Source organism: Streptomyces sp. NPDC026500 (assembly GCF_055567635.1).
The window spans coordinates 25,065-38,439 of record NZ_JBVHQB010000019.1; the positions used below are offsets into that span (position 1 = coordinate 25,065).

Consider the following 13,375-nt stretch of genomic DNA (forward strand, 5'->3'; position numbering starts at 1 on the left):
AACTGCCTGGCCAGCGGCCACTCTTGCTCATCCAGCGACTGTCTGCTGGCCGGATACGTCAATAAACTGTCATTGCAGTCGGTGTGAGGATCAATACAGGCTGTGACCGTGGCAGAGCGACGTGTTGTTGTGGTGGTGTACGCGGGCGCCATGGCGCTGGACATCACCGGACCGATTGAAGTGTTCGATGTCGCCAACCGGCTTCTTGGCCCGGCGGCCGCCCCCTATCGGATCGACCTGGTATCCGCTGACGCGCCGATGGTGCGCACGAGTTCAGGAGTGGTCGTGGGGGCGCTGCCGCTGGAGGCGGGGCAGGGACCCATCGACACCCTCCTCGTCCCGGGCGGGTGGAGTGTCGGCGAGGTACTCGAGGACCGGGCGCTGGTTTCGTGGATCGGCACGGCGGCGGCCCGGTCGCGAAGGGTCGCCTCTGTGTGCGGCGGAGCCTTTCTGCTGGCCGAGGCGGGCCTTTTGGACGGCAGACGTGCCACCACGCACTGGGCTTACACCGAGGCGATGGCCTGCCGCTATCCGGCCGTGACGGTGGACGCCGAGCCGATCTTCGTCTGGGACGGCCCCTTCGTGACCTCGGCGGGCGTGTCGACCGGGATCGACATGGCGCTGGCCCTGGTTGAGGCCGATCACGGTGCGGCACTCGCATTGGAGACGGCACGGTTTCTGGTGCTCTTCCTCAAACGGCACGGAGGGCAGTCCCAGTTCAGCGCGATGCTCGACGCCCAGTTGGCAGACCATCCGCCGATCCGGACCGCCCAGGAGTGGATTCTGGAGAACCTGCACAACCCGTTACCCGTGGCCGAGATGGCCCAGCGGGCCAACATGAGCCCGCGCAACTTCGCCCGGGTCTTCAGGCGCGAGGTGGGCACGACCCCCGGCCAGTACGTCGAGCGCACGCGCATCTCCCGAGCGCGCGAGCTGCTGGAAACCACCGATCTGCCGATCGGTCAGATAGCGGGCCGCTGCGGATTCGGCGCCCCCGAGACCTTCTTCCGTTCCTTCGGACGAACCCTGGGACTCACCCCGAAGGAGTACCGGCACCGCTTCCAGGTCATGACGCCGTCCGGCCTCATCGACCGGCGCCACGAGACGGACAGGAGCCACGCATGACCACCACCACCTCGGGCGAGCCCGAGGCAGGGACGGTACGCCTGGTCGACCATGTGGCCGACGAGCTCGCGAGGGCGGGTGTCACCCACATGTTCGGCGTCGGCGGCGCGAACATCGAAGACCTGTATGACGCCGTTCATCGCGGCGGCACCGTACTCGGTGTCGTCGCCAAGCACGAGTTCTCGGCCGTGACGATGGCCGACGGATACGCCCGAACCACCGGGCGCCTGGGCGTTGTTGCCGCCACCTCGGGCGGCGGTGCGATGAACCTGGTACCGGGTCTGGCGGAGGCGTACGCCTCCCGGGTGCCCGTGCTGGCCCTGGTGGGCCAGCCCCCGACCGGCCAGGAAGGCCACGGAGCGTTCCAGGACACCAGCGGCAAGGGGGACTCCTTCGACGCCGGGGAGGTCTTCACGCCGATCTCCCGGTTCTGTGCCCGGGTCGAGGACGCGGACTCGCTCATCGAGCTGTTGCCGCGGGCGCTGGCGGCGGCGCAGGCCGATCCGCGCGGTCCAGCGGTGCTGCTGCTGCCCAAGGACGTGCAGCAGGCGCGCATCCGGTTGCCCGACCGTGGCCCGGCGCCCGCATCGGGCGGGCCGTTGTCGGTGCCCACACCTGACGTGCCGACATCGGCGTCGCCCACACCTGACGTGCCGACTCCGGCGTCGCCCATGCATGACGTGCAGACGCCGGAGCCGGCACCGGCGCCGTCGGCGACACGGCTCGACGACGCGGCTCTCGCCGAGGTGTCGGACATCCTTCGCAGGGCGGACAGGGTCCTGATCATCGCCGGTGAGGACGTCGCCGCCGCGGACGCGCGGACGGAACTGGCCGAACTGGCCCGGAACCTCGGGGCGTGGGTGGCGGTCACCCCGGACGCCAAGGACGTCTTCGACAACCGTGATCCCCGGTTCGCCGGCGTGGCCGGGGTCATGGGCCATGCCAACGTCGAGGACTGTCTGCGCCGGGCCGACGTGTGCGTGCTGGTCGGAACCCCGCTGCCGCTCCTGGCGCGCGGCGGCCTTGAGCGCGCCCTCGCCACCACCGACGTCGTATACCTGGGCCCCGAACGGCCGTTCATGGCGGCCACCACACTGGGCGGGGACCTGCGGGACGCGCTGCGCGCGGTGACCGGCCGGCTCCCGCCACGCCCAGCTGCCTGCCCCGAGCACTCCGGCCCCCTCCCCACCGCCATGGCGGGCCCGAACCCCTCGGCCACCCGGGGGCGAAACGTTGCCTACACCCAGGCGGTCGCCGCGGTGGAGGCGGCGCTCCCTCAGGACGCGCACGTTTTCGTGGACGCCGGCAACGCAGGCGCCAGCGCGGTCCATCTCCTCCCGGCACCGCGCCACGGCCGTTTCGTGGTGGCGCTCGGTATGGGGGGCATGGGCTACACCTTCGGCGCCGGGATCGGCGCAGCCCTCGCCACCGGACGACGTACCTACGTACTCGCCGGCGATGGGTCCTTCTTCATGCACGGGATGGAAGTGCACACCGCCGTGGAGTACGCGGCACCCGTGACCTTCGTGATTTTCAACAACAACGCCCACGCCATGTGCTCGCTGCGCGAGGAGTTCCTTCAGGGCGGCGTCCGCGCCAACGACCTTTTCGGCCGGACCGACATCGCCGCCGGGGTGGCCGCCGCCTTCCCGGACCTCGACGTCACCGGAGCCGAGAACGCGGCGCAGTTGCGCCAGGCACTGCTTCGCGGCAACACGGGCGGCGGCCCGGCATTCGTCGCGCTGAACTGCGACCCGGGGGAGATCCCTCCGTTCCTCCCCTTCCAGCCTTTCACCGAAGCCACCAGCAGTACCCAGCACGCCGACAGCAAGGAGAATTCAGATGAGCGACGAGTCGTCCACGTTGGCTGACATCCCCGGCCTGATGAGGATCGAGAACCCCGGCAGGGACGAGCTGACCGCCCACTGCATGGAGCTCACTCACGCCGTCTACCCCCATCACCAGGTCTACGGGCAGTACTGCACCATCCACGAGTACGTCGACTGCCCCCCGGAACTGGCCTACGACTACCTCCGCCAGGGCCACAACCTGGAGGAGTGGACCTGCAGCCTGCGGGACTTCGCTCCCTCCGGCACGCCTGGGCTGTGGGTCGGCCACGACCGGCTCGAGGACGACACCGAGATCTACTGCGAGGTGGTCGCCAACCCCGACGCCATGACCGTGGACTACCACTGCTCCTGGGACCAGGGCGACAAGCTGTGGATGATCTACCTGATGCGCGTCGTGCCGGCCCGCCTGGTGCTCGACAAGCCGGGCTCGGTGATCACCTGGACCAACTGCCGGCATCCCTATTACGACAACAACCCGCACCCCGGCCTGGCTCCCCGCCCGGACCGGCCCTGGGTGGGCGACTTCTGGGACCTCTTCTACGCGGGGCACACCGTGGAGATGAACAACCTCAAGGCGATCCTGGAACACCGTCACCGCAACGGACTTCCGATCAGCGTGGCTCCGGTGAGGGCGGTGGCACAGTGACCACGGTCAGCCTTACCGACGTCGCGAGCTACCTTCCCGGCGAGCCGGTACCCGCGGAGTTCTACACCGACTACCCCGGAGCGGAGGACAAGCTCCGCAGCAACCCCATGTTCAAGGTGCCGCCGGCACGGCACCACGTGGCCGCGGACGAGACCAACGCGGACATGGTCGAGCGCGCGGTGCAGCCCCTGATCGAACGGCACGGCAGGGACGAGATCCGCGGCGTCGATGTGCTGCTGGTGCACAGCCAGCTCCCTGATCTGCCGTTCGTGGGCGCCGGCACCGAGGTGGCACGCCGACTGGGGCTGAACCCGGAGTGGCTCATCGATGTGGCCAACGCCGGCTGCGCCTCCTTCGTGTACATGCTGAAGCTGGCCCGGCAGATCCTCAGCACCACCGATGCGAAGACCGCGCTGATCTGCAACGCGCAGAGCGCCGCGGGCCAGTGTTTCACCCAGTCCGAAGTGCGAAGGCTCGCGCAGGCCGCGATCCCGGGCGACGGCTGCGGCGTGGGATTCGTGACGACATCGGCCGGTGCCCCGATCCTCGACGTGGAGACGCGGCACATCGGCGACTACGCCGGGGACATGACCGTGGCGGTCGACGACGGCCGCAAGTACTGGGAGCCGGGGAAGTCCCAGCTGCGGATCGCGTTCACCGACGCCAGCGTCGCCAAGGTCCTGGCACGCGGCAACCGCCTCGTGCCGGAGGTGATCACGGACCTGTGCGGGCGGCTCGGCGTGGCCACCGGCGACATCGACGTCTTCATCACCAACCAGCCGAACCGCACCTTCCTGCGGAACTGGCGGGAGGCGCTGCAACTGCCCGCCGAACGCCACCTGAACACCTTCGACCAGTACGGGAACCTCTTCGGAGCGGCGATCCCGGTCACCCTGGACCACGCGATCCGCTCGGGTCAGGTGAAGGACGGTGACCTGGTGGTACTGGGGGGATTCGCCCACGCCGGCGACTTCGCCGGCGGCGCCGCCGTCCGCTGGCACGGCGGGCGGGGATGACCTATGGGCGTTCCCGTACTGCACCGACTGGCCCTCAACGAGAGCCCGTACCCTCCCTTGCCCTCCGTGCGCAAGGCGATGCAACAGGCCGTGGCACAGGCTCACCGGTACCCGGAGTTCTATCCCGACGATCTCGCTGAGCGGATCGCCACCTGGTGCCGGGTGGCACCCGACAACGTCGCGGTCGGCAGCGGATCGGTGGGGGTGGCGCTGCAGTTGCTTCAGGCGGTGATGGAGCCCGGCGACACGATGGTCCACGCCTGGCGCACCTTCGACGCCTATCCCTTGCTGGCCGCCATGGTCCGCGCGCAACCCGTTCCTGTGCCCCTGACGCCGGACGGTCGGCAGGACCTGGACGCGCTGCTGGCCGCGCTCGACCACCGCACCCGGGTCGTGGTGGTGTGCAATCCGCACAACCCCACCGGAAGCCGGATCACCGCCGACGCCCTGTCGGCGTTCCTGCACCGGGTCCCCCGGCACATCACCGTGCTCCTCGACGAGGCGTACGTGGAGTTCGCCGGCGACACCGACGCGCCGGACATGTCCGCGTTCCTGGGCGCGCACCCCAACGTCCTGGTTCTGCGCACCTTCTCCAAGGCCTACGGCCTCGCCGCCCTGCGGATCGGCTACGGCATGGGCGCCCCCGCCCTGATGGATCGGATCCGCCGACAACAACTGCCCTTCGGCGTCAACGCGGTGGCGACCGCGGCGGTGCACGCCTCCCTGCGCGCCGGCAGCGAGTTGCGCCTGCGCGTCGACACCATCGTCGCCGAACGCGAACGGCTCCGGCACGAGCTCCTCGGCCTGGGCTGGCATGTACGTCCGGGCCACACCAATTCCGTCTGGCTCGCCGCGCCCGATCCGATCGATGAGGGCGCCGCGGCACTCACCGACGCGAGTGTCCTGACGCGCCACTACCCCGGCGAGGGACTGAGGATCACCGTCGGCAGCCGAAAGGCCAACGACACGGTGCTTGCCGCACTGGCGGGACTGCCCGCACCCCGGTTCGTATCGCGGGCCCTCGACGCCGTCTCACCGGTGGCTTCGGCGCGACGTACCGTCGGCGATCCGAGCCCCGTAGGAGATCGCCCTCGGGTCTGAGCGAGCCGCCCGCAGGACAGCGAACGGTCCCGGTGCAGGTCGGACAGTGCCCGGTGACTCCGGTGACTCCGGTGACTCCGGTGACTCCGGTGACTCCGGAGACCGGAACGCGCATCTGCCAGCCGCCCCGTCGGCTTGCCGCAGTGATGCCTCCGGCGCCCTCTGGGAATGGGAGTTGAGTCACTGAGACGGAAGGGTGAAAGCCGGCGGCGCCATTGCCTTCGCTCAGCGAAGCGTCGCACCCGCCGATGCCGACGCTGATGCCGACGCGGCCGCAGCTGCCGCCGCCGAGGGCGGTGCCGTGGCCGCAGCTGCCGCCGCCGAGGTTGGTGCCCCGGCGGAGCCGCGCCCCGCGTCGGACCCCGCCGTGGCGGAGTCCGAGGCCGTGTCGGGGGCTGCGCCGGACCCGCCGGACGAAGTGTGGGCGGTCGCGCTGTAGGAGGCGGCGCCGGCAGCGCTCGGGTCGGTGCCGTCGACGCGGTGCCCTGGCCGCAGCGGCTATCCTTCTCACCGGCCAGGGCCGACCGCCACAGCCGGGGGGACCGGGCTCGGCCCGATGCAGCAAGCCGCAGGTCGATCTTGGAATGGATGACCCTTCTGCATTGCTGCACTCCCCATGGGCTCGTCCCATTCCAGGGGTGCTCCGGGCGATGGTGCTCGGCACGACCGGACACGAGAACCGCCAACGATCTCGATCCTGTCTGCTCCCTCGCCCTGGCCCGCTGTCTTCGAAAGGTTTTCCTGCACCATGCCCCTGGCTCTGCTGGCCCTGGCGGTCGTCGCGTTCGGTATCGGCACGACGGAGTTCGCCACGATGGGGCTGCTGCCTCAGATCGCCCACGGGATCGGTGTGTCCGTGCCGCACGCCGGCAACGTCGTATCGGCCTACGCCCTCGGTGTCGTCGTCGGCGCGCCGTTGCTGACGGGTATCGGCGCGCGCGTCCCGCACAAGCGCTTGCTGATGCTCCTGACCGGGCTGTTCGTGGTCGGCAACATAGCGTCCGCCCTCGCCCCCGACTTCGGCACGCTCTTCGCCGCGCGCTTCCTGGCAGGTCTGCCGCACGGCGCGCTGTTCGGCGTGGGCGCCGTCGTCGCCTCACGCCTGGTCGCCCCGGAGCGTGCGGCCCGCGCCGTGTCGAAGATGTTCCTCGGTCTCACGATCGCCAACATCGTCGGGGTGCCGGCCTGTACTTCCCTCGGCCAGCAGCTGGGCTGGCGGTCCGCCTACGGCGCGGTCGCCGTCATCGGCGTCATCGCCCTCGCCGGAGTGGCCGCCTTCGTCCCGCACCAGCCTCGCGGGCAGCAGTCCGGCATACGGCACGAACTGCGGGCCATGGGCAACAAGCAGGTCGCCATGGGTCTGACCACCGCCGTCATCGGGTTCGGCGGATTCTTCGCCGTCTACAGCTATCTCGTGCCCATGCTCACGCACCTGACCGGAATCGCCGACTCCTCGACCACCTGGGTCCTCGCGCTCTACGGCGTAGGCATGACGCTTGGCACCCTGATCGCCGGTCCGCTCACGGACCGCGCACTACGCCCCACGATGTACTGGGGACTGATTCTGCTCGCAGCGGCGTTGACGACGTTCTACTTCACGGTCCACAGCACCGTGCCCGCCCTGCTCACCATCACGTTCATCGGTGCGATGGGTTCCCTCATCACCACGCCGATACAGATGCTGCTCATGTCCAAGGCGAAGAACGCGCCGACGATGGCGGCGGCCTCCAACCACTCCGCTTTCAACCTGGCCAACGCGGGCGGTGCCTGGCTCGGCGGCCTGGTCATCTCGGCGGGCTGGGGCTGGGCCTCCCCCAACCTGGTCGGCGCGGCTCTCGCCCTGGCCGGTCTTGGCCTCGCCTTCACGAGCGGTTTCATGGAACGGGGCTACCGACGCTCCGAAGTGATCACGCAAGCGTCGCCCGTAGCCGAACCGGAGTCGCGCGTCCGTACAGCGGACTGACGCAGAGACCTTCGATTGATCTTCGAAAGGGCGCTGGGACCGTTCGGACGACGGGACGCCGGGACTACTCGGACCTGACCGTGCCGTCCACGGCCGGCCCGGCGGACCGCATCGGCCCAGCATGGTCCGTGACACCGGCGTGGTGCGACGGAGTGGCGAATCCACATGGCGCACATCCCTGTGCCTTGTCCGGGCTCAGCGGCACTCCATTGCTGCGCAGCACGTCGCGGAGGTCCAGGATGAGCGGGAACACCTCGTGGTTGCGGTCTTCGCTCTGTTCGTCCCACGCACGCTGTTCGGCCTCGACCGCCGTCCGGTCCTGGGCGAAGACGCGCTCGGTGAAGCGGCGGATGAGCGGCCAGGCGAGATGGAGCGCCCCGGGAACCGATGGCTTCGCGATCGTCAGCAGACCGTAGGCGTGGTTGATGCGCTGCTCGGCATCCTCCGGTACGTAGGCGGCCCAGAGGGAGAACACCGGGAGGTCGGTACCTTCAGGGACGTCCCGCAGCGTCTGGTACGGATACTCGGTGCGGATGGTGATGACGTCGGGCCTGTCCCGGCCGCCCATCCCCTCCGCGGACAGCAGGCCCGCGCCCCGGTCCTTGCGGCCTCCGGCGGGGACGAAAAGATACCGGGCCTCGACATGGCGTGGGCCGGTCTCGTATCCGAGCAGTTCGGGCCGGATCCTGCCGAGCACACTCCGGTGCAGGAACTGGTGGTTCATGTCGAGCAGGTTCTCGTGCATGAACGAGTAGTGGCACCGCACGGTGCGGGAGAACGTCATCGTGCGGTGGGCGGCCGAATGGTATTCGGGCAGCAACGGGAACGGCGCCGCCGCGGCCAGAGCCGGGTCTCCGGGGAACACGAACACCAGGCCGTAGGCTTCCCGGACCGGGTAGGAACGCACCCCGCGCGGCGGCCGCTCGCAGCCCTTGGGCAGGTAGGGGATCTGCGAGATGCGGCCGTCGCCCCGGTAGGCCCAGGCGTGGTAGCAGCAGCGCAGAATGTCACCCTCCACCACACCCATGCTCAGTGGCACCTGACGGTGCGCGCAGCGGTCCTCCAACGCGTGGACGGTGCCGCTGCGCCCCCGGTACAACGCGATCCGTTCGCCGGCGAACACGGCCGCGAACGTCCGGTTGCGCCGCACGTTCCGGGAGGTCGCCACCGGATACCAGTGATCCGGGGAGATACCGATCCGCCGCAGGTCGGGGACGGGACCGGACAGGTCCCTCAGACGGCTGTCCAGGACATGGGGCGGATACGCCACCGGGTCGGTGGTGGACGACGGGTCCTGCCGGTCTGCTCCGGAGCGGCCGGGTCGGGCCTCGGTCATGGGCTGTGGTCCTTTGCACTCGCGCGGGAGGTCGTGTCGTGCGGTCGGGGATGCCGCCCACCAGGTTCACGGTGTCCCGCACGCCCACGACGCCGCCGCGGACGGCCGCCACCGACGCGGCTGTCCGCCCGCCGCCGCAGGGGCTCCACCTCCCTACGGTCGCCGGGGGCACCCCGGTCGTCAACCGCAGAGGCGCGTTGGTGTCGCAGCCGGGCCGGCCCGCGCCGAGGCGGCCGGGGTCCGATGCTGTCACTGAGATTTCGGTCGACTTGTCGCCGCGATCAGGGAGCCGACTTTGCCCTCGGCCACCGGTGCGGACGGCATGGCTGGGACGATGGCTCGGTGGGCCACTTCTCGTCCTTCAGCGTCGGCCCCGGCCAGGACAGGCAGTACCTCCCGCAGCCCGGGCGAGCCGATCCGGGAGAGCGTCGGCAGCACGGTCGACGGTAGCCGCGGCCCAGGTACCCCTCTCTCACGTCGAACTGTCCGAGGACGGCCTGCCCGACCCAGGTGGGCACCACGCACGGGAGGCAGCATGGCCGACAGCAGTTGCGGATACGTCAGGGACCGGCGCGGATGCCGCCATTGGGGCCCGCACGGTGCCGCAGGACTGCTTCTGCGCCAGGGCAGCGGCTTTCTGCTCCAGCGCCGTTCCTGGCGGGTCCACCACGGCCGCAGTTGGAGCATTCCCGGCGGAGCGCTGAAAGCCGGTGAAAGCCCGCGGGAGGGGGCCCTCCGGGAGTTCGAGGAGGAACTCGGCGTGGTTCCCGCACTTCGTCACGTCCGCACCTTCGTGGACGACCACGGCGGATGGGCCTACCACACGCTCGTCATGGACGTCACGGAGCCGTTCTCCCCGCGCCATGGTGACGGCGAAGGCGCCGCGTATCGGTGGTGCCTCCCTGCCGAGATCGACTCGCTTCCTCTCCACCCCGGATTCGCGGCCACATGGCCGCAGTTGCTGACGGACTTGGAGGCAGTCTGACCCTTCATCCCGTACGAAACCTGTCGCGCTGTCTCCGTGCATGGTGGTAGAGACTGCGGGCATGGAATTCCTCTGCTACCACCGCGATCGGTCCGGCTCCGTGGCGTTGCGCAGCGAGTTGCTGGAAGAGCACTGGTCCTATATAGACGGGTACGCGAAGGAGATGATCGCCCGGGGCCCGACCCTCGCCGGCGATGGCGACACGCCCACCGGCAGCGTGCACATCGTCGACCTGCCCGATCCCGTCGCCGCCCGCGCGTTCGCCTTCGACGAGCCCGGCTATCAGGCCGGCGTGTACCGGGACGTGCTGCTGCGCCGGTGGCGCAACATGCTGGGGCGCACCATGTGGGATTTCCCTGGTGGTCGGACCGGTGGCAACCGGTACCTGGTGCTCGGTCTCGGCTCGGGGGAGGCCGCCGACGTCGTCGTACCGCACGACCGGGACGAGCTGATCGCATACGGGCCGCTGCTGTCCGACGACGGCGCCACGTGGCTGGGTACGGCGGCACTCGTCCGGGCGCCGGACCCGGACACGGCACGCGCTGTTCTGACCCCGGACCGGTACGCCGTCATCGAGGTCCACAACTGGCAGTTCGGCGGCCGGCCGTCATGAACCGGGGGTGTCCAATCAGTGATGAAGTACGTACGGTGACGGCATGGGCAGGGTCGGTGTTCCCCGGCTGAGGCTGAGGCTGAGGCTGAGGCTGAGGCGGGCGACTTGCTTACCACCCGCAGGAAGATCAACAACCACAACGTGTCACCGGGTCAAGGAAGTTGTCCTGCTCCCTGCAAACGTTGCCTGATGCGGCACTGGCAGCCGCACCCTTGGGTGAGGGCAGCCGCAGAGCCTCCCGTGGGGAGCCGGGAGGAGCGGCGGGCATCGCCAAGAGCGCAGCTCAGGCGGGACCCGAGGGGGTGATCCCGACCTGAGGAGGACACAGGATGGGCTCACGCACACCTTGCACCTAAACCAGCCACAGCAATAGATGGCGGCTGGAAATATTCGTCCGGGGGCCGAGTTCGGCTGCCTGGGGCGATGGCGGTCATGCGGATGCCTCGGTCAGGGGGCTGGGGTATCACGCGGCGGCCGTCGCCGGATCATCTCGTCGGTGCTGTGCTTCGTGCGGCGGTCCACAGCGAAGCCGGGTGGCCGTCTACCGTGCGAACCCTTCGGCAGCCGGCAGGGCGTGCTCGTTGTCGGCGCTCTGCCAGGCCATGAACTGGCCTGCCGTAAGCGGGTATCGGTGCTGAGCGATAGATTCTGCTCGCGCGGGTCGTCACGCGGCGGCCGACCGTGCGGGAGGGCGGCTTGATGAACCGCGGACGTACGGACAACGGGCTGCGCTGGATAGCCGATGCCTACAGCACCAGCTTCACGCTCACACTCGGCGAAGGCCTCTCGCCGGACGACCTGCTGCGCCGCGTCGGGACCGAGGAGCGCGACATTGTCCCGCTCACCCGCTCCGCAGCGTACGAGCTGCTGCTGAGGGATGAGGCGGACGACATCGGTGACCTCGACTTCCTGGACTGGGAAGACGAAAGGGCGGTTGCCCAGCTGACGAGCGCCGGCTTTCTGCCTGCCCCGCCGGACACCATCGTCCGAGCCAGCTCGGTGGCGGGCTGGGCATACGCGCTGGAGGAGTTCCACTGTCGGACTGGCACGTACCTCGCGGCGCTGTCCGAGCGGGGACGGGCGTTCTGCGTGCATCGCAACGCTAAGGGCTTCAGCCGCGTCGGGTATGCCTGCCACGGTGATGTGGTGACGTCCTTCGAGCCTGACCTGCCACACCTTTCGAACGGCGCCCCGGCCGCGGCGGCGCTCGGCTTCGTGCACCACGGTGACGAGCTGGGCGATGTCGCGTTTCTGCGGTTCCTGGAGGGCGAGCTCGGCGTCCACCTCTCCTGGGAGGCGACGGAGGCAGAGCTTCCGGCAGCCGCTTTCACTGACGCCGCCCCGGGATAGCGAGGTCGTCCTGTTTCCCGCTGGTGCGAGCCGACCACAGAACTTCGTGGCTTGCTGAGCCGATCCCCTCAGGCCGAACGGCATGCTGCCTGAACCGAGGACCGGCCAGCGGGGACAGTCGCTATCTTCGTCGCACGGGCCGCGAGCCGCACGCCCAGGTCGTCCTGCGAGGACTCGCGTTCGGCGCGCATGCCGGCCCGGGCCAGCTCGGCGAGGATCTCGGGGTCGCGTTCCCCGGCGATCAGAGCTTCCAGCATCGCGTGGGCGGACTTGCCCAACAGGTCCGAGACGACTGCAGATAGTTTGATCCCGGCGTCCTGCTCAATGTCGGGTCACTGAGGTCGGCGGCCAAGGATGCAGAACTCGTTGCCCTCGGGGTCTGCCAGGACAACCCACGACTGGTCACCCTGGCCAATGTCGACACGCTTCGCGCCAAGAGCCTGAAGACGAGCCACCTCGGCGTCCTGATCATCCGGCACGAAGTCGAGATGCAGTCGGCTCTTGGCCTTCTTGGGCTCATCGAGCAGGACGAACTCCAGCCCCGGTGACCGATCCGGCTCCGGGCGGATCGCGAACTCCACATCAGAGGTGTGGACCACAACCCAACCGAGAACCTCGGCCCACCACTGTCCCAGGGCCGCCGGATCTGCCGAGTGAACGATTACATTTTGCCATTTCAAGGTCACCAACCGAGCCTAGGCTTCCCGGGACTTCGAGAACAGTCGTTTGAAGGGAATCCGTGCGGCCGCTGACTGGTCGGTCCGGCCACCCTCAGGCCCGCGGTTTACCATCGGGGATGTCGTTTTCTGAGCCTCCTCCACGCGATGAGCGCAGTCGCCAGGGCTTCATCGTGCGCGAGTTGGACCTGGCCGAGGAGGCGACGGCGGCAGCGGTGCACCGGATCGGTCGCCGTGCGTACGCGGTCGAGGCTGACTTGATCGGCTTCGACGGTATCCCGGCTCTGCGAGAGAGCGTGGATGAGATGCGGGCCCAGCCTGTGCGCTGGCTCGGGGCAGCGACGGATGACGGACACGTCGCTGCTTTCGTCGCCTGGCAGTGGTCGGCGGGAGAGGACGTTCTCGACATCGACCGCGTGTGCGTTGACCCCGCATGGTTTCGCCGCGGACTGGCTTCAGGGTTGCTCGGTCATCTCCTGGCCGACCTCGTCCCCAGCGGGTGCGTTCTGGTGAGTACCGGTGCCGACAATCGTCCGGCAGTCGCGCTTTACGAGCGCCTCGGGTTCTCCCGCGTGGGCACCATCGAGCCCGCCCCCGGATTGCGGGTGGCTCAGTTCCGGCTCACCCGGGATTGAGCCGAATGGCAGTGTCTCGGGCTGGGCGGCTGCCCGGCGAACGCAGTCGTCCCGCAGGTGAATCGGCAGACCTGTAAC

At 69.2% G+C, this 13,375-nt stretch carries 12 protein-coding genes and 1 pseudogene; 10 read left to right on the forward strand and 3 right to left on the reverse strand.

The window, feature by feature from the left end; translation table 11 throughout:
• Window positions 1-108 precede the first annotated feature (108 nt).
• From ACZ4N5_RS29975 to ACZ4N5_RS30000, 6 genes are all read left to right on the forward strand, one after another.
• Window positions 109-1,125, forward strand: a complete 1,017-nt coding sequence (locus ACZ4N5_RS29975) for a GlxA family transcriptional regulator (protein WP_467760174.1) — start codon at window positions 109-111, stop codon at window positions 1,123-1,125.
• The gene (locus ACZ4N5_RS29980; protein ID WP_467760175.1) at window positions 1,122-2,996 is read left to right on the forward strand and encodes a thiamine pyrophosphate-binding protein; all 1,875 of its coding nucleotides are present in this window, start codon (window positions 1,122-1,124) and stop codon (window positions 2,994-2,996) included. The genes ACZ4N5_RS29975 and ACZ4N5_RS29980 overlap by 4 nt, the downstream gene beginning before the upstream one ends.
• Window positions 2,968-3,621: an SRPBCC family protein gene (locus ACZ4N5_RS29985; protein WP_467760176.1), complete on the forward strand. Its 654-nt coding sequence runs from the start codon at window positions 2,968-2,970 to the stop codon at window positions 3,619-3,621. Before ACZ4N5_RS29980 ends, ACZ4N5_RS29985 begins: the two co-directional genes overlap by 29 nt.
• On the forward strand, window positions 3,618-4,637 hold the full coding sequence (locus ACZ4N5_RS29990; protein ID WP_467760177.1) for a 3-oxoacyl-ACP synthase III family protein: 1,020 nt from the start codon (window positions 3,618-3,620) through the stop codon (window positions 4,635-4,637). The genes ACZ4N5_RS29985 and ACZ4N5_RS29990 overlap by 4 nt, the downstream gene beginning before the upstream one ends.
• A gap of 3 nt (window positions 4,638-4,640) precedes the next feature.
• A complete protein-coding gene (locus ACZ4N5_RS29995; protein ID WP_467760178.1) occupies window positions 4,641-5,738 on the forward strand; it encodes a histidinol-phosphate transaminase in 1,098 nt (365 codons plus the stop codon).
• Between the two features lie 748 nt (window positions 5,739-6,486).
• Window positions 6,487-7,701, forward strand: coding sequence for an MFS transporter (locus tag ACZ4N5_RS30000; protein ID WP_467760179.1), 1,215 nt, complete (start codon window positions 6,487-6,489; stop codon window positions 7,699-7,701).
• 64 nt (window positions 7,702-7,765) lie between these two features.
• Here the strand turns inward: ACZ4N5_RS30000 and ACZ4N5_RS30005 are convergent, their stop codons facing one another.
• Window positions 7,766-9,037, reverse strand: coding sequence for a Rieske 2Fe-2S domain-containing protein (locus ACZ4N5_RS30005; protein WP_467760180.1), 1,272 nt, complete (start codon window positions 9,035-9,037; stop codon window positions 7,766-7,768).
• A gap of 535 nt (window positions 9,038-9,572) precedes the next feature.
• Between ACZ4N5_RS30005 and ACZ4N5_RS30010 the strand changes: the two genes are divergently transcribed.
• The 3 genes from ACZ4N5_RS30010 (at window position 9,573) to ACZ4N5_RS30020 (ending at window position 11,985) form a co-directional block, all read left to right on the forward strand.
• A complete protein-coding gene (locus tag ACZ4N5_RS30010) occupies window positions 9,573-10,022 on the forward strand; it encodes an NUDIX domain-containing protein (RefSeq protein ID WP_467760181.1) in 450 nt (149 codons plus the stop codon).
• Window positions 10,023-10,083: 61 nt separating this feature from the next.
• Window positions 10,084-10,635, forward strand: a complete 552-nt coding sequence (locus ACZ4N5_RS30015) for a YciI family protein (RefSeq protein WP_467760297.1) — start codon at window positions 10,084-10,086, stop codon at window positions 10,633-10,635.
• Between the two features lie 699 nt (window positions 10,636-11,334).
• A complete protein-coding gene (locus ACZ4N5_RS30020) occupies window positions 11,335-11,985 on the forward strand; it encodes a DUF6461 domain-containing protein (RefSeq protein WP_467760182.1) in 651 nt (216 codons plus the stop codon).
• Between the two features lie 176 nt (window positions 11,986-12,161).
• Here the strand turns inward: ACZ4N5_RS30020 and ACZ4N5_RS30025 are convergent.
• Both ACZ4N5_RS30025 and ACZ4N5_RS30030 read right to left on the reverse strand, forming a co-directional pair.
• Window positions 12,162-12,305, reverse strand: a pseudogene (locus tag ACZ4N5_RS30025) (IS110 family transposase); the annotation flags it as partial.
• A gap of 12 nt (window positions 12,306-12,317) precedes the next feature.
• The gene (locus tag ACZ4N5_RS30030) at window positions 12,318-12,671 is read right to left on the reverse strand and encodes a VOC family protein (RefSeq protein WP_467760183.1); all 354 of its coding nucleotides are present in this window, start codon (window positions 12,669-12,671) and stop codon (window positions 12,318-12,320) included.
• Window positions 12,672-12,781: 110 nt separating this feature from the next.
• On the opposite strand from ACZ4N5_RS30030, the gene ACZ4N5_RS30035 reads away from it, so the two are divergent.
• Window positions 12,782-13,297, forward strand: coding sequence for a GNAT family N-acetyltransferase (locus tag ACZ4N5_RS30035; protein ID WP_467760184.1), 516 nt, complete (start codon window positions 12,782-12,784; stop codon window positions 13,295-13,297).
• Window positions 13,298-13,375 lie beyond the last annotated feature (78 nt).